At 35.4% G+C, this 21,484-nt stretch carries 17 protein-coding genes and 1 pseudogene; 4 read left to right on the top strand and 14 right to left on the bottom strand.

Annotation, left to right across the window (positions count from 1 at the left end):
- The 3 genes and pseudogenes from HMPREF9699_RS11310 to HMPREF9699_RS05825 all read right to left on the bottom strand — a co-directional run.
- Positions 1-359: pseudogene (locus HMPREF9699_RS11310) on the bottom strand (hypothetical protein); the annotation flags it as partial.
- A 1,106-nt stretch (positions 360-1,465) separates the two neighbouring features.
- Positions 1,466-2,104: a hypothetical protein gene (locus tag HMPREF9699_RS05830; protein WP_002663208.1), complete on the bottom strand. Its 639-nt coding sequence runs from the start codon at positions 2,102-2,104 to the stop codon at positions 1,466-1,468.
- 1 nt (position 2,105) lies between these two features.
- The gene (locus HMPREF9699_RS05825; RefSeq protein WP_002663207.1) at positions 2,106-2,603 is read right to left on the bottom strand and encodes an RNA polymerase sigma factor; all 498 of its coding nucleotides are present in this window, start codon (positions 2,601-2,603) and stop codon (positions 2,106-2,108) included.
- A gap of 168 nt (positions 2,604-2,771) precedes the next feature.
- On the opposite strand from HMPREF9699_RS05825, the gene HMPREF9699_RS05820 reads away from it, so the two are divergent.
- Both HMPREF9699_RS05820 and HMPREF9699_RS05815 read left to right on the top strand, forming a co-directional pair.
- Positions 2,772-4,424, top strand: coding sequence for a DEAD/DEAH box helicase (locus HMPREF9699_RS05820; RefSeq protein WP_002663205.1), 1,653 nt, complete (start codon positions 2,772-2,774; stop codon positions 4,422-4,424).
- Positions 4,425-4,596: 172 nt separating this feature from the next.
- Positions 4,597-5,571 (top strand): IS256 family transposase, variant Zn-binding type, encoded by a 975-nt coding sequence (locus HMPREF9699_RS05815; protein ID WP_002661810.1) that lies wholly within the window; start codon positions 4,597-4,599, stop codon positions 5,569-5,571.
- A gap of 425 nt (positions 5,572-5,996) precedes the next feature.
- On the opposite strand, the gene HMPREF9699_RS05810 is transcribed toward HMPREF9699_RS05815, so the two are convergent.
- The 4 genes from HMPREF9699_RS05810 to HMPREF9699_RS05795 all read right to left on the bottom strand — a co-directional run bounded on the left by HMPREF9699_RS05810 (position 5,997) and on the right by HMPREF9699_RS05795 (position 10,047).
- Positions 5,997-6,362 carry a hypothetical protein gene (locus tag HMPREF9699_RS05810; RefSeq protein WP_034986124.1) on the bottom strand — a complete coding sequence of 122 codons (366 nt, stop codon included), beginning with the start codon at positions 6,360-6,362 and terminating at the stop codon, positions 5,997-5,999.
- A 56-nt stretch (positions 6,363-6,418) separates the two neighbouring features.
- Positions 6,419-7,558, bottom strand: coding sequence for an acyl-CoA dehydrogenase (locus tag HMPREF9699_RS05805; protein ID WP_002663199.1), 1,140 nt, complete (start codon positions 7,556-7,558; stop codon positions 6,419-6,421).
- Positions 7,559-7,677: 119 nt separating this feature from the next.
- On the bottom strand, positions 7,678-8,034 hold the full coding sequence (rplS, locus tag HMPREF9699_RS05800; RefSeq protein WP_002663196.1) for a 50S ribosomal protein L19: 357 nt from the start codon (positions 8,032-8,034) through the stop codon (positions 7,678-7,680).
- A gap of 201 nt (positions 8,035-8,235) precedes the next feature.
- Positions 8,236-10,047 carry a DUF349 domain-containing protein gene (locus HMPREF9699_RS05795; RefSeq protein ID WP_002663195.1) on the bottom strand — a complete coding sequence of 604 codons (1,812 nt, stop codon included), beginning with the start codon at positions 10,045-10,047 and terminating at the stop codon, positions 8,236-8,238.
- Positions 10,048-10,214: 167 nt separating this feature from the next.
- Between HMPREF9699_RS05795 and HMPREF9699_RS05790 the strand changes: the two genes are divergently transcribed.
- Together HMPREF9699_RS05790 and HMPREF9699_RS05785 are read left to right on the top strand one after the other, a co-directional pair.
- A complete protein-coding gene (locus tag HMPREF9699_RS05790) occupies positions 10,215-11,375 on the top strand; it encodes a thioredoxin family protein (protein WP_002663193.1) in 1,161 nt (386 codons plus the stop codon).
- Positions 11,376-11,647: 272 nt separating this feature from the next.
- A complete protein-coding gene (locus HMPREF9699_RS05785; RefSeq protein WP_002663191.1) occupies positions 11,648-12,166 on the top strand; it encodes a TlpA family protein disulfide reductase in 519 nt (172 codons plus the stop codon).
- 49 nt (positions 12,167-12,215) lie between these two features.
- Here HMPREF9699_RS05785 and HMPREF9699_RS05780 read toward each other — a convergent pair whose 3' ends face one another.
- The 7 genes from HMPREF9699_RS05780 to ligA form a co-directional block, all read right to left on the bottom strand.
- Positions 12,216-13,598 (bottom strand): dipeptidase, encoded by a 1,383-nt coding sequence (locus tag HMPREF9699_RS05780; RefSeq protein ID WP_002663189.1) that lies wholly within the window; start codon positions 13,596-13,598, stop codon positions 12,216-12,218.
- 246 nt (positions 13,599-13,844) lie between these two features.
- Positions 13,845-15,512 carry an APC family permease gene (locus HMPREF9699_RS05775; RefSeq protein WP_002663182.1) on the bottom strand — a complete coding sequence of 556 codons (1,668 nt, stop codon included), beginning with the start codon at positions 15,510-15,512 and terminating at the stop codon, positions 13,845-13,847.
- A 137-nt stretch (positions 15,513-15,649) separates the two neighbouring features.
- Positions 15,650-16,642 (bottom strand): M23 family metallopeptidase, encoded by a 993-nt coding sequence (locus HMPREF9699_RS05770; protein ID WP_002663181.1) that lies wholly within the window; start codon positions 16,640-16,642, stop codon positions 15,650-15,652.
- A 166-nt stretch (positions 16,643-16,808) separates the two neighbouring features.
- Positions 16,809-17,810, bottom strand: a complete 1,002-nt coding sequence (locus HMPREF9699_RS05765) for a glycosyltransferase family 2 protein (RefSeq protein WP_034986122.1) — start codon at positions 17,808-17,810, stop codon at positions 16,809-16,811.
- 61 nt (positions 17,811-17,871) lie between these two features.
- The gene (locus tag HMPREF9699_RS05760) at positions 17,872-18,528 is read right to left on the bottom strand and encodes a CoA transferase subunit B (RefSeq protein WP_002663177.1); all 657 of its coding nucleotides are present in this window, start codon (positions 18,526-18,528) and stop codon (positions 17,872-17,874) included.
- 24 nt (positions 18,529-18,552) lie between these two features.
- Positions 18,553-19,251, bottom strand: coding sequence for a CoA transferase subunit A (locus HMPREF9699_RS05755; protein ID WP_002663175.1), 699 nt, complete (start codon positions 19,249-19,251; stop codon positions 18,553-18,555).
- A gap of 78 nt (positions 19,252-19,329) precedes the next feature.
- The gene (ligA, locus tag HMPREF9699_RS05750) at positions 19,330-21,336 is read right to left on the bottom strand and encodes an NAD-dependent DNA ligase LigA (RefSeq protein ID WP_002663173.1); all 2,007 of its coding nucleotides are present in this window, start codon (positions 21,334-21,336) and stop codon (positions 19,330-19,332) included.
- Between the last annotated feature and the right edge of the window lie 148 nt (positions 21,337-21,484).

The raw sequence follows: 21,484 nt of genomic DNA, 5'->3' as shown, positions 1-21,484 counted from the left end.
GTACCATTATAGAAATAATACCCTTTTTCCGTAATCTTCGCTACTTTCGTATCTCCTCCTGTATAAGCAGAAATAGGCGAAGTAGTTTCATCCGTAGCATACACCAAAGTACCTTCTACTGGGGTAGCAATATTAGCAATTCTCGTTTTGCTTAGCTTCGGAGCAATAATCCCTTCGTTAGTGGTGGCTTCTTTCTGAGCATTGGCTGTACTTGGGCGAATGTCCATCGTAGCACTCGGTGTTACGGTGTTTATCCCTACTTTACCCCTGTGTGGGTCTTGCTGCTGTTGCTGTGCATAGCCATAAGTCATAAAACCTAAGAACGCTAACACACTGATCTTGATTGTTGTTTTGTTCATCGTTTTTAAATTTAAAATGTTGATTTATTTTTTTATTAAATGATTAAAAAATTCAAAGATTAAAAGATTCCGTTCGTTTTGATGATTTCGATTTTTTTAGATTCTTTAGACTCTTTAATTTCTTTCCTTTTTTTAGATAATTCCTTATTAAATCCCTATCCTCCCAAAAAACAATTAGTGAACTGTACAAATTAGAAGGGAGACACTGATATCGTATTGATTTTTGTAAAAGGTTCTGGTGAAGGATAGGGAATGTACTGGTACAGGTCTCTCCTCTATGGGGTAATGAATAACTATGATGATGACATAGATACAAACAAAATTGCCCCCTTCCGAAAGAAGGAGGATATAAATTAAAATATCCGATATTTGCTCGCTCTAAATTTTTTTTATAGATTCCGCGTACACACGCATATTTATATATACTTAGACACACGCATATTTATATATACTTAGCGAAGGTAAGTGTGTGTGTGTGTGTGTGTGTGTGTGTGTGTGTGTGTGTGTGTGTGTTTACACAATCATTTGAATTGACCAAATTTTTGGCCCACTTTTTTTCAGTATTTTTATATGTATTGATTGCGTGTAACATAACGAGGCAAAGATAGATAAAGTTTTCTAATACACAAAAAGTTTTTTTATAAGTTAATTTTAGATGTTGGAGATTGTACCGCGTACAAAGTAGAATGTATAATGATTTTAGAATTTGGAAGTTAGAAAGCTATTCGCTAGAAACCAGTCGCTCAAATTCTACTGCATGTATGACTACAGCGGGGTCAAATGTATATAGCAACAGCCACCGTTTTGTTATGAGACCTCTTCGGAGTCGTATGTTATATAAGAAAATATTCCACTATAAACATCTGACCTCTACGAGGTCAGATCAAAAGCCTATAAAAGTTGGAAAGTAGAGGTTAGAAAACTAAAAGGCTAAAAAGTTAGAAACCAACTGCTAGCAACCGAAAGCCTCCTGCACATTGCTTCCTGCCTACTGCTTTTAGAAATTAGATGTTGGAGATTAGAATTTGGAAGTTAGAAAGCTAAATGCCATCCGCTAAATGCCAACCGCCAATTACTTGCTATTACTTACAAATATTTTCTTTATACTAGTCCCCACTCAGCTCTTTATAATTTTCCTCCAACTTTCTGAGCATTTTTCCATAGATAAGTTTTTTGTATATCCATTTTATTCCTAAAACAAAAGGAATAAGAAGCATTACCATAAACATTCCCATCAAAATGGTATAAGCAATGGTCTCACCAATGGCTTGGTTATTCCTATAGCTCCCCGCTATTTCATCTGTAATAACAACTATAGACACCAATGTAATTTGTACTAGAAAAATACTAATATACCACTGAATGCTTTTTCGCATCCACAAAATTTTATTCATGAGTTGTCTCGGATTTTCTTCTACACGAATTTTATAATTGATATACAGCAATACAGAAATAAAAACAAAAGGCAAAATAGAAGAAACGCCTTCTATTAATCTTAAAAAATCTTCCACGATAAAATAATGCGATTTCACTGCACGCTCTGCATCATCCGTTTTTCTATAATCTAAAAACCAACCTAATAGAGCCCAAAAGCAAATTTCTAATAATGCAATAATGAACACCCATTTAGCTATAGAAACAGATTTTTTCTTAGTCATGGCAAAAAGTTGTTGCGGTGAATATTCCTTAAATTCGTTACGATTTTTATTCCAATCTCTTTTTAATAAATCCAGTTCTTCTTCCATATTATTTTTTTTGTATTAGATGCTTTAGTTTTTCTCTTGTTCTCATCATTTTTATTCTTGCATTCCCCTCTGATATTCCTAAAATCTCAGCGATTTCTCTATAGGATTTATCATCTAAAAACATCATGATCAATGCTTTTTCCACATCATTCAGCTGGTGAATAGCATCATACATGGCATTAATTTTATCACTATCCTCTGGCTTTTCTTCCTCCCTTATTTCGAGCTGAAAAATATCACTCTGGGCGTTTATTTTTGGGGTTCTATTTTTCTTTCGGAAGAGTGTCATGGCAGTATTGAGTGCTATTTTATACGCCCAAGTGCTAAAAAGAGCATCTCCACGGAAGTTAGGATATGCCTTCCATAGCTGAATCACTATTTCCTGAAATAAGTCTTCATGGTCATGTGGCGTATCGGTATAAATTTTACAAATTTTATGCACCAGCCGTTGGTGAGCATTAATTTCTGCTATAAACGCTCGTTCCTTAATGGTATTCATGCTCTATTAGTATCTAAAATAAAATTTCGTTACAAATTTTGATTGGTCAAAATTAAATTTTCCATCAAAAATTTTGTCTCTCTTCATCTGTAGATATATACTCTACAAATATCCTCAGGCATTTAAAATAAAAATACTATCTTTGCAGAAAATTAGACGATCTTTTACATGAATTTATTTTCAGAGTCCAATTTAAGTCCTGAAATCCTTCAGGCCATTGGCGAAATGGGCTATGAAGCCCCCACAGAAATCCAAAAACAGACAATTCCTTTTATCTTATCAGATATTCGCGATCTCATCGCACTTGCGCAAACGGGAACTGGCAAAACTGCAGCATTTTCGCTTCCGATTTTGGATATGATAGACGATACGAGTCGTAAAATCCAACTATTGGTACTTTGCCCGACGCGAGAACTTTGCCTTCAAATTTCGAAGGATATTAAAAACTATACTAAATACCTCCCTAATGTAAAATCTACAGCCGTATATGGCGGGAGTAGCATTACAGATCAAATCAGATCTCTCCGTGAAAAACCACAAATCATTGTGGGTACGCCAGGGAGAGTGATAGACCTTATCAAAAGAAAAGCATTAGACTTTTCAGAAATCTCTTGGCTCGTCCTTGATGAAGCCGATGAAATGCTCTCTATGGGGTTCAAAGATGATTTAGAAACCATTCTCAGCGAAACCCCTGAGACTAAACAAACACTTCTTTTCTCCGCCACGATGAATAAAGAAGTGGAAAGAATTTCTAAAAACTATCTTACCCATCCGCATAGAATTTCGGTAGGGAACATTAATGCGGTAAAAAAGAACATTAAACACGAATATTTCGTAGTAGGATACAGACATAAAAAAGAGGCACTGAAAAGACTCATCGATGCCAATCCGAACCAATATTCCATCATCTTCTGTAGAACGAGAATGGAAACCCAAGATGTGGCTGATTTCCTTATGCAAAACGGATATGCCGCAGATGCACTCCACGGAGACCTCTCTCAAGCACAGAGAGATACCGTAATGAAAAAATTCCGACTGAAAAATATTGATATCCTTGTTGCTACAGATGTGGCTGCCAGAGGATTAGATGTAGATGCCCTTACCCATGTAGTCCATTTTTCGTTACCTGATGACCCAGAAGTTTTCGTCCACAGAAGTGGTAGAACAGGAAGAGCAGGGAAAGATGGCATCTCTATGGCACTCATCAAGCCTGAGGAAACGCGTAAACTGAAACAAATCAGAACGCAAACGAAAATAGAAATTACAGAAAAGCAAATTCCTACTTCTGATGAGATTATGAAAGCTCAAATTCAAGGGGTTTTTGAAAAACTATTAACGGAACATGAGGAATATTTTCACTTTGATGAAACCTTAATTCCTGACTTATCTGCATTTTCTAAAGAAGAACTGGTAAGACAATTATTACAATTTCAGCTAAAAGACCTCCACCTATTTTATAAAGATAGGAAAGATCTTTTCCAGCAAAAATTGGCTTCGGAAGAGGATATCCCATCAAGCAGAAGAGAACGAAGAAGAGACGGAAAAAGAGATAGAGGTGGAAGAAAAGGAAGAAAAAATGAAAATATGACTCGCTTCTTTTTTAACCTCGGAAAGAGAGACCAGCTAAGAAAAGTAGATATGCTGGATATCATCAACAAGGCAACGAAAAAATCAAAGAAAAGACCAGACATCGGTGATATAGAAATCTTAGATAAGTTTACTTTCTTTGAAGTAGATAAGTCTTTTAAAAATGAGATTCTCAATAATTTAGGAGCAATGAAATTTAAAGGCAAAGAAATGCGTGCCGAAATTGCAAACTAAAATTTTTAAAATTTAGCTATAAAGAAATCCAACAGTTCTTATCCCAATTGTTGGATTTGTGTTTTTTTTTGACAATATAACAAAAAATGGTGCTTAAAAACCTTGTAAAGCATTGTCTTTTATAGACTTATAAGAGTTATAATGAAAGTGGTTTCATTATAACTCTTATTTTATGTCCAAAACGAATAAAAAATGTCCAGTTTGTGATTCTAATCACATCATCAAAAAAGGAAAAAGAAATGGAAAACAACGCTTTCAATGTGGAGATTGTCAGGCAAATTTTACGATTAAAAACATTGGTGTAAAAAGAAAAAATCAATTCATTTGGTTCAGAAAATGGATAATGGAAAGGCAAGTCTATAAAACCCTTTCGAGGGATAGCTCAATGAGCCAATCTACCCTTCAAAACCTCTTTAAACATTACCTTTCACAAGTTCCTACCCTCAGCATCAAAAGCAAGACAAAGGTTCATCTCTTGATTGATGGCACCTACTTTTCCAATGGATTATGCCTGATACTCTACTACGATTATGACATTCGATATGTGCAACTTTACCGCCAAACCAACAAGGAAAAACTTCGTGATATAAAGCAAGATTTGGAAAACTTAAAGAAGCTGAATGTGGCAGTTTACAGTGTAACCTGCGATGGGCATAAATCTATTTTAGGAGCGGTAAAAAAGGTGTTTCCAGAGGTGATTATCCAAAGATGTTTAGTGCATATTAAACGACAGATTAAGAACTATTTAAGTGGTAGCCCAAAACATTTTATTAGCCAACAGCTTTTGTGTTTATCCAAAGAAATTACGCATCTAAAAACCAATGAACAGGCTAACGATTGGGTAAATAGATTTTACCAGTGGTATGTTGAAAATCAATATTTTATAGAAGAAAAATCAATGAATGAAGAATCTGGATTTCAGTGGTTTAAACATAAAAATCTACACTTAGCTACTTATCATATTATCAATGCCTTACCCAATATGTTTGCATATCTGAAAGATAGTGAAATCCCTTATACTACCAATCGTTTAGAAGCCTATTTTACGCATTTGAAAGAGAAATTAACCTTGCATAGAGGACTTCGTTTTGAGGCTAAAAAGAACTTTATAAAATGGTATTTATATTTTAAAAATCAAGGGGGATAAGGTTTTTTTTAGCCATAGGGTTCATCCGATAGTTTTAATAAAAAAGGGTGAGAAAAACTCACCCCTAAAACTATCGTTTTGAACATTGATTGTATTGCTGACAATGAACTATGTTCGTAACCTTCGTAAAAGCTATTCGCTTTTTCTCGCTTATTCCTCAGCAGAGCTTGTTTCCTCTTCCAATCAATGTGCGAAATATAAGCATTTTTTATCAATTATAAAAGTACCATTTTTTACCACATTGCCTTTTTTTAAGACAGTTTAACTCAACGCTTTATAAATTTAAAAATTCTCATCAAGTAAAGTAAAAAGTAGTTTGTAAGTAAGAAAATCTGAGTATAATTATTTTCATTTCGCTCCTAATAAGAAACCCCAATTTTCAGCTTTTTGCCAAATGTTGGGGTTTATATATTTATCTGAAACATCTATTTCATATTCACCACTTTATCTACCACATACTTCGTATTTCCACGCCATGGTAATGCTCCGTGATACTCTTTGTAGTGAAGATCAAATTGTTTTCCACTATTACTTTCTAACTGCTTAAAAACGGCTTCATCTTCAATGGAAAATTCAAACTCATAGCTGGTCAAACCACCTGTTTTTCCTCTTCCAAAACCTTCCTGAATAAGTTTTCCCTCGTAAGTTTTAAAAAGATTTCCTTTTTTTACCGCATAATTAAGGTAACCCGACTTTACGCCCTCTCCGAAAACGAAATAATATCGGTACCAAATAAATACGCTCAGAAAAAGAATAACTACAAAGCTTATCCAAAAAATGATCTTCTTCATACCTCCTTTCTTTTCCACTGGTTGAAAATCAGACATAGTAATACCTTTTATAATAATTATTTTGCAATACTTCTAGAAATCACTATTTTCTGAATTTCTGAAGTTCCTTCATAAATTTGAGTAATCTTAGCATCTCTCATTAGTCTTTCCACATGATACTCCTTCACATATCCATATCCACCATGAATCTGAACGGCTTCTATGGTAGTATCCATTGCTACCTGAGATGCATAGAGTTTTGCCATCGCACCACTTTCAGAGATATCTTTTCCTGCGTCTTTCTCACAAGCTGCTTTCAGACACAGCATTCTAGCCGCTGTTATTTGAGTATGCATATCTGCCAGTTTAAATGCAACAGCCTGATGATTAATGATCTCCTTACCAAATGCCTTTCTTTCTTTGGCATATTTTAGAGCCAGCTCATACGCACCACTTGCTATACCTAATGCCTGAGAAGCAATTCCTATTCTACCGCCATTAAGGACAGCCATAGCAAAATTAAACCCAAAACCTTCTTCCCCTATTCTATTTTCTTTTGGAACTTTTACATCGGTGAAAAGTAATGAATGCGTATCACTTCCTCTTATTCCCATTTTATCTTCCTTAGGACCAATCTCAAAACCTTCCCATCCTCTCTCCACTATAAAAGCATTGATACCTTTGTGTTTTTTCTCTGCATCTGTCTGTGCAATAACGATATAATACTTCGCTGAATTCCCATTGGTAATCCAGTTTTTAGTACCATTAAGAAGATAGTGATCTCCCATATCTATTGCAGTAGTCTTTTGAGAGGTAGCATCAGAGCCTGCTTCTGGCTCAGAGAGAGCGAACGCCCCAATTGCTTGCCCACTTGCTAAAGGTACAAGGTATTTTTGTTTTTGTTCTTCGCTGGCAAATCTTTCTAATCCAGCACAAACCAATGAATTATTTACAGACATTACTACAGCGGCAGAAGCATCCACCTTTGCTATTTCCTCCATGGCAAGAACATAAGAAACACTATCCATCCCCGCACCTCCGTATTTAGGATCTACCATCATCCCTAGGAATCCCATTTCTCCCATCATTTTCACCTGCTCGGTAGGGAAAATTTGGTCTCTATCTCTATCAATAACGCCAGGTAAAAGTTCATTTTGAGCAAAATCTCTCGCCGCTTGGCGAATCATTTCATGTTCTTCTGATAAATTAAAATTCATATCGTTGCTTTATTTTGCTGGTAAATTTACGATAAAATGGAGGAATCTACAAAAAGTTAATATAAAAAATCCACATCTTTAATAAAGATGTGGATGCTTCATTCTTAGTCAGAAGTAGTTTAGTTCTTTTTGTAAGGAGCGTCTTTAATTCTTGCTTTCTTACCACGAAGATTACGGAAGTAGTAGATTCTTGCTCTACGCACTTTACCTCTTCTTTCTACTTCTATTTTTTGCAAAGCAGGCATGTTAATAGGGAAAACTCTCTCTACTCCTACATCACCACTCATTTTTCTGATGGTAAATGTTTTGGTAGCTCCAGTTCCTCTTAACTGGATTACAGTTCCTTTAAAGAACTGCGTTCTTGTTTTGTTCCCCTCGCTAATTTCGTAGTACACAGTGATAGTGTCTCCAGCCTTAAATTCTGGGAAATCTTTCTTTGCAATGTACTTTTCCTGTACATACTTTACTAAGTCCATGTTGTATAAAATAAATAAAGTTAATACCTACCAACATAAACGGCTCTCGACAGAGGTTGATAAGCGGCGACAAAATTATTAAATTATTTTTATTTATGCAAAAAAGTAAAAACAGTTTTTTTGAAAAATAAGCAATCTCTCAGCAAAGAGAAATTGCTTATTACTGTACCTAATTATTTTTTAACTACCATTAATAGATACTTATTCTTCATTCGTTCTTAAGATTTCTCTTAATTCTTGCTTCATCTCTTCAAGCTGTTGTTTTTTGGCATCTATTTTTTGGTAAGTATCTTTGAGAAGCGGATTTTCACGACTCGAATCAGAGAAGAAATTCAAGTTATTTTCTAAAGTAACTATTTGGTTTTCAACATCTGTAATAAGTACTTTTAATTTTCTAGCTCTATCAATAGGATTTACAGAGGTACTAGACTCATGCTGGATATTCAGTTTTTTAGCCCATTTTTTGTACAATTGGCTAAACTCATTATTAATTTTCATTTTATCCCTAGGCACTTTCCCCCATCTCTCCCAATCGGTTTTAATTTGTTCCAAATCCGCTATTGTATTCTCATTTTCTTCTAAAACCTTCAGTCTATCAAGGATTTTCTGTTTTTCAACAAAATTCTCTTTCCAGTTATCTACCTTAATTTCATTATGCGTTCTATAATTATTAAAGAAAGTATTACAAGCATCTTTAAACTCATTCCATAGCTTTTGGGAAACAGATTTCGGTACATGACCTATTTTCCTCCAGTCTTCTTGGAGCTGTTTATACATTGGGAGCAGCGTTTCCCAATCTGTAGCAAAGGCATTTTCCTTTGCTTTTTTCAGAAGTTCTTTTTTTGCTTCTAAATTTTCGTGCTGATGATTTTTTAGGTTTTTATAGAACTTATTTTTTTCGTGATTAAATTCTTTCACTACTGTTTTGAACAAATTCCAATTTTCGCTGGAAAGTTTTTTAGGAACACTTCCTATCTTGATAAAATTCTCTCTCAGCTGCTCTACCTTTTCTATGGCGTTTTGCCAGTAGGTATGTCCTGCATCAGCAACAGGGAATGTCAGTTTTTTTATTTCCTCTATAATGGCGTTTTTCTTTAGCAAATTCTCTTTTTGCTCTGCTTCTTGCTGAGCCACTAGTTCTGCCTTTCTATCGTGAATCTGGGCAGAAACGGCTTTAAATTCTTCCCAAGTAGGCTCTCTATGTTCTTCTGCAACGGGTACTGCTTCTTCTTTCCAAAGTTTATGAAAGTACTGCAACTCATTCAATGCCTTTTGGATAGATGGCTCTTCTATCAGCTCCTTCGTTCTCTGAATAATATGCTGTCTTTTCTCTAAATTATGTGCATATTCTTGCTCCAAGAACTCTTTATTGAGGTCTAAGACCTGATAAAACTGGTTAAGATGAAAGAAATAATCATTATTTAAAATTTTAAAATCAGATTTTGGCACTTGCCCCGCCTTACTCCATCTCTCCTTAATGATTCTGATTTCTTTGAAAAGATTCGTATCTGTGGTAGCCTCAGTATAAAGCTTATGAAGATCATCAATGATGGTTTTTCTCTCCTTTTTATTTTCTTCCTGCTCTGCTTCTACTTGTTTTTGAAATTCATCCATTTTTTCTTTCTGAACAAGACAAATATCCTTCATCCTCGCATTTTGGGGATGTAGATATTCAAAATGTTCTATTTCATTCCCAGCGGCCAAAAATTGATTTAGGACATTCTCTTTATCCGTTTGCATTCTCTGAGATGCCACTTCTTTCAGCTGATTAAATTTTTTAATTGTAGAAAAATTCACCTCGCCATTAATAATTTTTTCCATTTCATCTAATGCAGCTTCTAGGGATAGAAGTGCAAAAGTATTGGACTTTTGTTCCAAATGTTCCTCATCTTGATTAGAATATGCCTCTTCTAACATTGATTCACTCTGATTATCAATGCTTTCATTATTATCAGAAAGTGGATTTTCATTTGGATAATTTTCATTTCCAGAAGTGTATTGCTCTGTAATCATAGCCGAATAAATAATTTTGGCTTAAATGTACGATTTTTTTCGAAATAAAAAAATAGTTTTTAAAGTGTTTTTTCCTAAAAATAAAATGATTTCAAAAAATAATTTTCCATCATTCAAATTACAATAAATTTTACTACATTCACAGCCAGAAAAAATGTAAATCAACTATGAAAAAAATAAGTTTATTGCTGGCCTCTGTCATCTCCATGGGAGCAATGGCACAGCTCAAATTTACCGAAGGAAAATTTAATCATATTCTAGAGCAAGCCAGAAAAGAAAATAAACCAGCCTTCATAAGTGCCTATACTTCATGGTGTGCTTATTGTAAAAAAATGGAAAAAGACATTTACCCGAATACGGAAGTTGGGGATTTTTATAATTCCAATTTCATAAGTGCCAAATACGATATGGAAAAAGGAGAAGGCGTAGAAATAGCAAAGAAATACGGCATCAAAGTATTTCCTTACTACATGTTCCTTAATGGGGATGGAGAAGTAATCTACACCGGTACAGGATATTATAATAAAAATGATTTTATTGATTTTGGTAAAAAAGCCATTGACCCTAAAAATCAAATTGCTGTTCTGAAAAAGAAATTTGAAGAAGGCGTAGATGACTTGGCATTTTTAAAAAACCTTTTGACGGTTTTCTCCTACTCTGAACCTGATTTTGCTCAAAAGGTGATGGAAAGATATTTTAACCGACTAAAAGGGAGTGAGCTAAGCCGAGAAGATTTAGGTTTGCTGGTAAGTAATATCCCCAATGTGGAGTCTCCACTTTTTAAAATTTTCCAAGAAAGAAAAGCTGAAATTACTCAAAAAATCTCTGAAAAACAGTATGAAAATCTTATGATGAGCTTTTACAAAAAAGGTATCATCCGAAAAGCATATGACAAAGAGAACAAAACCCTTAACGAAGTATTACTTTTAAACGAAGCTAAGAAGGTAATGTCTGAAAACGAAGCCAATAAGTTCCTTCAAAATACCAAAATGAGAATCGCTTTTTCCAAAAAGGAATATCAAGAATATGCAAAATTGGCTCAAAATTATTATGGTGATGCCAAAGATTTTAATGACACCAATGAACTCAATCAGGTAGCATGGCGTTTCTATGAGCATATCTCCGATAAAAAAGCCCTCCAGCAAGCGGTAATCTGGGCAGAAAAATCTGTAGCTCTTAAAGAATCTTATGCCAATACCGACACACTAGCCCATCTTTACTATAAACTAGGCGATAAGAAAAATACACAGAAATGGGCAACTCGTTCTGTGGAACTAGGCAAGGCAGCAGGGGAAGATGTGAAGGATACTGAAAAATTATTAAAATAAATTACCGAGCTACCTTAGAATTGGTAGCTTTTTTGTTAGTGAAAATATCTCAACTTGTTTAGCAATAAGTATCCATTAAAAAAACGAAGTATGATGATTTTTTATTAAAAATGTATAAAAGGCTTGATCAAGAATATTCCGTTTAATGAATGTCATCGTTTGGGGTGCTTTGGCAAAAAGATATGAAAAGCGTATTAAAAACTCAAAGAGTTCAAGCTAAATAAAAAGTCAAAACGAATTATTTTACAACGCACTTATAAACAGTATTTATCATGAGAAAAATAGCATTACTCCTCACCATCTTGGTATATAGCATAAGCTATGCACAGAAAAAACCTGAACAGATAAAAATGGAATTCACCCAAGAGGTATTGGAACAAAAAGTGGTTTCCTATACAGGAAAAAAGCTAAGCATCCATCAAGTCATGCAGCAATACCAAGGTAAAATAGTACTCATAGATTTCTGGGCAAGCTGGTGCAGAGACTGCCTCCTTGCACTTCCGAAAGTGGAACAATTAAAAAATGATTTTCCTACCCTAGAATTTGTGTATTTTTCATTGGATAGAACTTTTGATCAATGGAAAAGAGGACTAGAGAAACACGGCATTGCAGATAGAAAGACCTATTGGTTCGATGAAGGGTGGAAAAATAAATTCAATAACTACATTGACCTTAACTGGGTTCCGAGGTTTATCTTGGTGGACAAAACAGGTAAAATAGCTCACTACTACTCTATTTCTCCCGATGACCCAGAGTTACGAGCTAAAATTCAAGAATTAATAAAACCATAATCAAAAACGCACAGCTAAAAGCTGTGCGTTTTTTTAATCATAACACTTTTTATTTACCAGAATAATATTGGAAAAATAATGGAATACTTTCTATCCCTTTGTAGAAATTATCCAATCCGTAATGTTCATTCGGTGAATGGATGGCATCAGAACTCAATCCAAAGCCCATTAATACACATTTTGCTTTAAGAATCTGCTCAAATAAAGCAGTAATAGGAATAGAGCCACCACTTCTGAAAGGCAACACCTCCTTACCAAAACTGGCTTCCATTGCTTTCTTAGCAGCCAAAAATTCTGGCGAATTACTTGGCAAAACATAAGGCATTCCCCCATGATGCGGATTCACTGTAACTTTTACATTATCAGGAGCTATTTTATTAAAATATTGGGTAAATTTCTCTGTAATCTCTTCTGGCGTTTGATATGGCACTAGCCTCATTGAGATTTTAGCATACGCCTTAGAAGGAATTACCGTTTTAGCTCCTTCCCCTGTATAGCCACCCCATATTCCATTTACATCTAAAGTAGGACGAATGGAAGTTCTTTCTAAAGTAGTATATCCTTCCTCTCCTTCTACTCCATTCAGCCCAATAGATGCTTTAAATCCTTCAGGGTCATCTTTAAGTTTATTCATCTCCGCTCTTTCCTCGTCTGAAAGAATTTCTACATTATCATAAAAACCATCAATAGCAATGCTTCCCTTCTCATCAAACATCTGAGCTATCATTCTAGAAAGTACATGGATAGGATTCGGAACGGCACCTCCATACAAACCTGAATGTAAATCTCTGTTCGGCCCTTCTACCTCTACTTCCACATAGCTCAATCCGCGAAGCCCCGTAGTAACGGTAGGCTGTTCCATAGAATAAAGGCTCGTATCCGAAATTAAAATGCAATCACAAGCCAATTTTTCAGTATTATCTTTCAAAAATTGCTCTAAATGTACCGACCCTACTTCTTCTTCACCTTCTATGATGAACTTCACATTACAAGTAAGGCTATTGGTAGCATTCATGGCTTCAAAAGCAGCAACATGCATAAAGAACTGCCCTTTATCATCGGCTGAACCTCTTCCGAAAATAGCACCATTAGGATGAATTTCTGTTTTTTCAATATATGGCTCAAAAGGGTCTTTGTTCCAAAGTTCAATAGGGTCTGCAGGCTGTACATCATAATGCCCATATACCAAAACCGTAGGCAAATCTTTACCGATGATTTTTTCACCATACACAATAGGATGTCCATCAGTAGGACAAATTTCTACATTTTCTGCCCCTGCTTTTTTTAAGAAATCTGAAACTTTCTCTGCACATTTTTGCACTTCATTTTTGTACGCAGAATCTGCTGAAATAGAAGGAATTCTAATTAATTCAAAGAGTTCATCTACGAATCTTTGTTTGTTTTCATGAATAAACTTTATCGTTTCTTGCATAATAGAATTTTATTTTTCCCAAAGGTAAGGAATAATGACTGAAATACGAAAATAATACTAAAAAGCTGGAAATTAGAGATTGTACAATGTACAAAGTATAAAGTACAATGATTTTAGAAATGAGAAGTTAGAGATTAGAGGTTAGAGGTTGTAATATGTATTAAGTATAAAGTACAATGATTTTTGAAATTAGAGATTAGAGGTTAGAAATTAGAAGCTATATACCAGTCGCCAAAAGCTAGCTGCCTATAACTCCCGTAGTAGGCTATTTCTCTTACCATACATAAAATAGATAAGCAAGCCTAATACAAACCATACTCCAAACCAAAACCAGTTTTCATGCGTCATCCCTGTGAGAAGATAAAGACAACTGCTCAATCCCAATAGCGGAATTAAATTAGGATTTCTAACAATGGATAAAATAATAAGCCCAATATGAATAATGAAAAATAATGTCATAGACATTCTAAATTCTCTCTCGTTCGGGTCTGTCCAATCCAATAAAGAATAAAAGAACTGAGGCTGCCAATAATAGAAAATCATCACACCTCCAATAAAAATAATAGGAAAAAGAATTTTACTATTGACAAAAGGAATCTGAAATCGGTCTCTTTTCTTTTCTTTTTTGGGGAGCATCATCACTCCTGCATTAACCAAAACAAAGGCAAAAATAGTTCCTATACTAGTAAAATCTAATATAAAAGATTTATCCGTAAACAAAATGGGTAATCCTACCGCTAAACCTGTAATCACGGTAGCAAAAGCAGGTGTTTTATACCTTGGATGAATCTCTGAAAACTTCTTTGGAAGCAGGCCATCTCTACTCATTGCATACCAAATTCTAGGTTGCCCCATTTGGAATACCAAAAGTACAGTAGTAATAGCCACTATGGCCGTCACGGATATAATAAATTCCATCCAAGGAATATCTAAATTTTCAGGTGCAAAAACAAACGCCAAAGGATCTCCTATACCTTCGAATTTTCTATAATCTACCAATCCTGTAAGTACTAATGTAAGCAAAATATAAATTAAAGTACTCAGTGCCAATGCGATAATCATTCCTCTGGGAAGATTCTTCTCAGGAGATTTAGTTTCTTCTGAAAGCACACTAAGTGCATCAAAACCGATGTAAGCAAAAAACACTCCCGAAACGGCTGTCATCACTCCAGAAAATCCATTCGGCATGAAACTCGGTACTCCTTCATTATTCTTAGGAAACCAATTATCTACACTCAGATACGCCACCCCTACACTGATAATAAGGACAATCACCGCTAATTTAAGTACCACTAGAATATTATTAAAATTCTTACTTTCACTGATACCCACAAATACTAAACAAGATATCAAAAAATTAATCACCAATGCAGGGATATCCAAAATTACTTTCATGCCTCCTACCATAGGAGCAGATTGCCAAGCGTTAATAAGTGACTTATTTTCAGAATGATTAAGAAACGCTTTCTGGGCTTCAGGATAGCTGGTTTTAAAATAGTCAGGAATACTTACGCCCATTCTTTCTATAAAACTGGTAAAGTAATCACTCCAAGAAAATGCTACATAAATATTCCCGAATGAATATTCCATAATGAGTGCCCACCCGATAATCCAAGCGATGAGCTCCCCAAAACTAGCATAAGCATAGGTATAAGCAGAGCCAGAAGTGGGAATTCTACTGGCAAATTCAGCGTAAGACATGGCAGTAAAACCACAAGCGATACCACAGACAATATAAAGAGAAATCACCCCTGGCCCTCCTCTGAAGATGGCCTCTCCTAAACTGCTAAAACTCCCTGCACCAATAATGGCTGCCAAACCAAAAAAAACAATATCCCACATTCCTAAAACCCTATTAAAAGAAGCAGTATGCGATGCGGGGTTATATATTTTTCTCTTAAAAAGCTGATTCATACTATTGAATTTTATTAAAACAAATATACAAAAATGATTGGTTTATTTTGTTTTCCTTTTTTATAGTTTACAAAGTGATATACCTTCTGTCCAAATACAAAAAAAGCCATCTATAAAAGTATAGATAGCTTTCTATATCACTGTATCATAAATAATTTAGGATTTACCGGTGTATTATCCTTATGAACTTCATAATGCAAATGAGGCCCTGTAGATCTACCACTATTCCCTGACTTTGCAATTATCTGATTTACTTTTACCTTCTGATTATTTTTTACCAATAACTCTGAAAGATGTGCATACAATGTAGCCAAACCATTACCATGTGAAACGATGATACAATTTCCATATCCACCTTTTGCACCAGAGAAAATAACTACCCCCGACGCCGTACTTCTCACAGGGCTTCCCACAGGTAAAGCAAAATCTACCCCTTTATGGAACTGCATCTGTTCCAGTTCAGCGGGAGGCAGGTTTTTTGTTTGTAATGATGCTGTTTTAGTTACAGAAGCTATTTGTGTAGGCATAGAAACGGCCCTTGGTGTTTCAGGTCTTTGGATAACGGGCGTTTCCTCTTTCGCATAAATAGGTACCACCACTTTTTTTACATTTCCAGCGGAATCTTTCTCATAGACTATCTTAGCATCTACCACCTTTCTACGCTTAGGTACTTCAGCAACCGTAGTAGTAGCATTTGAGGTAACTGAGGGAATTCCTGCCGAAGACAATGCTTTTTTCTCTGAACTAAAAACTTTCTTAATAAAAGGAATGGGATTTACGCGTTTGCCAAAATGAGATGAAATATACCCTTCTGAAGGCACTCCTAATGGCACCTGCTGAAGTTTACGCTCCAAATCTACAAGGTATTGACTGTACCTATTAATTTGATTAGATAAATATACACGATGAGAAAGACTATCAATATTTAATTTCTGGGTAGGAAATGTAGATATATTTTTATCTTTCATCAGTCCATTCATTTCATTGACAGTGGATTGAATCGCAATCAGATCTTCCTTTACTGCCCTTAGATCCATGGTATCCTTCTGAGAATTAATCTGTACTAAATTTACCTCATAGAGTCTATCATCTTTTTGCAACCATAAATACACCATCGCCACGGATTGCATAATAATAAAACCAATTAATAAAATGATAATCTTATTACTTTTCCAATACTTTTTCAAAATAATTCTTTTTACAAGACTCCAAATGTAATAAAAAAAATAAAACCCTAACCAAACATTAAAGAGTTTGAGTTAAAAAAAATCATTCTGAAGCTATTGTACTTTTGTTCTATTTGCCTTGATAAAAAAAGTCTGGAAAGGCTTGTTCGGGCTTTTTTCGGAGTATATTAAGGAGAAACCATGATTTTAAAAAACCATAACCATAAGAAAACATTTGAATATAGGTAGCAATTACTGCCATAATTCCCACACTGATATTTCTATTCACGATGGTAGCATGGATAATCAGCACCCATGAATAGATGCCGTACATAGTAAGAATAAAATTCCTCTGAAAGACAAATAAATCTATAATACCTAAAATAAATCCCAATAAAAACAAAGAGGGAAATGCAAATGAAAATTTCACAAACAATGGGTGCCGCTGGTTAAGAATCGGTCTGGCACACCCAAACTGATAGACTTGTTTGGAGAATTTACCAAAATCTACTCTCCGCTTATGATACACCGCTATTTCATCAAAAAAGGCGGTTCTATAGCCATGTTCCCATAAAGTCATGGATAAATCTGGGTCTTCCCCTATACGCATATTAGAAAAACCACCTACTTCCTGAAAAGCAGATTTCTTCACGCCCATATTAAAAGACCTTGGCTGAAATTTCATGACAGATTTTTTCTTTCCTCTAATGCCTCCTGTGGTAAAAAAAGAAGTCATAGCATAAGAAATAGCTTTCTGCATAATATTAAAACCTTTGTGTGCTTTATCCGCTCCACCAAAGGCATCACAAGGAATGGACTGAATATTTTTCCTCACATTATCTATGTAATCAGCTTCTAAAATCACATCAGAATCTAAGAAAACGAGCCAAGGCGTTCTGGCTCTCCATGCACCGTAATTACGGGAAAGCCCTGGACCTGAATTGTCTTTTTTATAATAATGGATATTCAGTATTTCCTCAAAAGCATCCACCGTAGGCTGTAAATCTATCACAGAGCCATCATCTACTATGATGACTTCAAAATCCCTATCGGTCTGCTTCATCAGAGAGCTGAGTAATTCAAAAAGCTCGTTTTTCCGATTATAAATCGCGATAACAATAGAAATGCCCATATCAGGCTCATTGATACGAGTTCCTAAATATTGGGCATTGGTCTTTAGTGCTTCCATTTGATTAATCTATCACCATTTCTGGAATATCTCCTTCTATAATCAGCTCTGCTTCAGTAGCTTTAATGATATCTTCCACGGTTACCCCTGGTGCCCTTTCTAAAAGTTTAAATCCTTTATCGGTTACTTCTAAAACGGCCAATTCTGTTACTACTTTTTTTACGCACCCTACCCCAGTAAGTGGCAGCGTACATCTTTTCAAAATTTTACTTTCTCCTGCCTTATTTACATGCATCATCGCCACGATGATATTCTCTGCAGAAGCCACCAAATCCATGGCTCCACCCATTCCTTTTACCATTTTTCCAGGAATTTTCCAGTTGGCAATATCTCCATTTTCCGCCACTTCCATCGCACCAAGTATCGTTAAATCTACTTTCTTACTTCTAATCATTCCGAAACTGAATGCAGAATCAAAGAAAGAACCACCCGGCAAGATGGTAATGGTTTGTTTTCCCGCGTTAATAATGTCTGCGTCTTCCTCTCCCTCGTATGGGAAAGGCCCCATTCCTAAAACGCCGTTTTCACTTTGAAATTCTACAGAAATATCTTCTGGGACAAAATTAGCAACCAGCGTAGGAATCCCGATACCTAAATTCACGAAATAGCCATCTTTTACTTCTTTAGAAATTCGTTTTGCTATCTGTTCTTTTGTTAACATATTATTTTGAATTTGAATGGGTTATTATTTTTTACGAACGGTTCTTTGCTCTATTCTTTTCTCATATTTTTCACCTTGGAAAATTCTTTGCACCATAATTCCAGGGATATGGATTTCATTCGGGTCCAGCTCTCCTGGTGGCACCAACTCTTCTACCTCTGCAATGGTAATTTTCGCTGCTCCTGCCATAGGATGATTAAAATTCCTTGCCGAACCTTTAAATATCAAATTCCCAGCATAATCTCCTTTCCATGCTTTGACGATAGAAAAATCTGCCTTAAAAGCGTGTTCTAATATATGGGGTTTTCCATCAAAATCTTTTACTTCTTTCCCTTCTGCTACTTCAGTGCCATAACCTGCGGGGGTATAAAATGCAGGAATTCCCGCCTGTGCTGCTCTACATTTTTCTGCCAATGTCCCTTGTGGGGTAAGCTCTACTTCCAGCTCCCCACTGAGCATTTGTCTTTCAAACTCTGCATTTTCTCCTACATAGGAAGAAATCATTTTCTTTATCTGTTTTTTGTGAAGCAATAACCCTAAACCAAAATCATCCACCCCTGCATTATTAGAGATGCAAGTAAGATGATGAATATCTGAATCTACCAATGCATTGATACAATTTTCAGGGATTCCACAAAGCCCAAAGCCTCCGAGCATAATAGTCATTCCGCTTTGGATTCCATCTATCGCTTCCTGAGCGTTTTTTACTCTTTTATCTATCATTTTCGTTGTAAATTATTTTTGTGAAGATACGAGGTTTTCATAGAAAGTTCCAAATCTTTAATGAAAAAACTACAGAGATTATTCTTCTGCGTTTCCTATCATTTCCAGAAATTGATTTTCATCTAAAATGATTACAGTACCTATACTTTCTGCTTTTTTCAGCTTGCTTCCTGCTTTTTCTCCTACCACTAAATAATTGAGATTTTTAGATACGGAAGATATATTTTTTCCTCCATGCTTCTCCACCATTTGTTCAGCTTTTTCTCTGGTGAAAAGCGTAAGTTTCCCTGTGAAAAGAAAGGTTTTCCCTTCTAAAATAGTACTCTCTAAGGAAGTGTCGGATGCTTTTTTCTCTAGCTGTACACCGGCATCTTTGAGTCTGTGAATTAAAATCTGATGATCTGAATTTTGGAAAAACTGACGAATACTTTCCGCTATTTTTACTCCAATATCTTCCACTGCACAAAGCTCTTCCACACTTGCCGACGCTAAGGCTTCTATGGTCTCAAAATTTTTCACCAATTTCTTCGCTACCGTTTCTCCTACATGCTTGATACCTATCCCAAAAAGCACTTTTTCAAAAGGAATTTCCTTAGATTTTTCTATACCTTGCATGATATTTTGGGCAGATTTCATAGCCATTCTGTCTAAAGGCAAAAGTTTTTCTATGGATAAATCATATATATCTGCAATATTTTTAATCAAGCCTACTTTATACATTTGAGCGATAGTCTCCTGACCAATGCTCTCTATATTCATTGCCTTACGAGAGACAAAATGAATCATTTTACCCATCACTTGCGGTGGACATTCCCACTCATTAGGACAAAAATGAATGGCTTGGTCATCTATTTTTTCTAATTGTGAACCACATTCTGGACAATGCGTAATGTACTGAATAGGCGTGGAAAAAATGGTTCTCTTTTCTTTATTCACGCCCACTATTTTCGGGATAATTTCACCGCCTTTTTCTACAAAAACGCTATCTCCTTCGTGCAAATCCAATTTTTTGATGATATCCTCATTATGCAAGGAAGCTCTCTTTACCATAGTTCCTGCCAAAAGCACTGGTGATAAATTGGCTACAGGTGTTATAGCTCCCGTTCTTCCTACTTGATAAGACACAGATTCTAATACCGTTTCTACTTTTTCTGCTTTGTACTTGTATGCCATTGCCCATCTAGGAGACTTTGCGGTATAGCCCAAAAGAGTTTGCTGATGAAAATCATTGACCTTAATCACTATACCATCTATCTCAAAAGGTAATTCATGTCTATGTTCTTCCCAATAATTGATAAAGTCATATACCTCAGCTATGGTTTTACAAAGCTTTGTATACGGTGATGTTTTAAACCCGATGTTTTTCATGAGCTGAAACATCTCCCATTGGGTACTGACAGGCATATGCTCCGAAACCATTTGATAAGGGATGGCAGAAAGTTTTCTACTGGCTACCTCTGCAGAATCTTGCATCTTAAGACTCCCAGATGCCGTATTCCTTGGGTTCATAAATGGGTCTAAACCTTCCTGAATTCGGGATTCATTCATTTTCTGAAAGTTTTCTTGAGTCAGATAAATTTCACCACGCATAAAAAAACGAGCAGGGAATGCTCCATGAAGCTGCAAAGGAATATCTTTTATGGTACGAACATTTGCCGTAATCTCATCCCCCTGAAAACCATCTCCTCTGGTAACAGCTTGGGTTAAAATACCATTTTCATAGAGAATAGAAATAGATGCTCCATCGTATTTAAGCTCTGCAACTAACTCTATGGGTGCATCCACCGTTTTTTTCATTCTAGAAATCCAATCTTCAAGGTCATCAAAATCATAAGAATTATCTAAAGAATACATTCTAAAATCATGCTGTACCGTAGGAAAACTTTTAGTAATACCTCCTCCCACACGCTGAGTAGGAGAATTAGCATCTGCGAACTGCGGATGCTCTCTTTCCAAATCTTGAAGCTGTTTCAGTTTTTGGTCAAATTCAAAATCAGAAATGGTGGGTTCATCTAAGATATAATATTGATAATTGTATTGATGAAGTTCTTTTCTTAAACATAGTATTCTTTCTTCTATTGTCATAATTTCCAGTTAGTTGAAATAATTTCTAAACCCCTAATAGGCTCATCACAAAGATAAGATAAAATTACTTTTAAAAAATTGCTTTAATATTAAGCATATTTACTACTAAGCTATATCTACTTATTTGGTTATAAACATCCATAAAAAA

The organism is Bergeyella zoohelcum ATCC 43767 (assembly GCF_000301075.1).
GTDB lineage: Bacteria > Bacteroidota > Bacteroidia > Flavobacteriales > Weeksellaceae > Bergeyella > Bergeyella zoohelcum.
The sequence above is the reverse complement of the archived record's forward strand: the minus strand, read 5'-3'. Positions and strand labels throughout refer to the sequence as shown.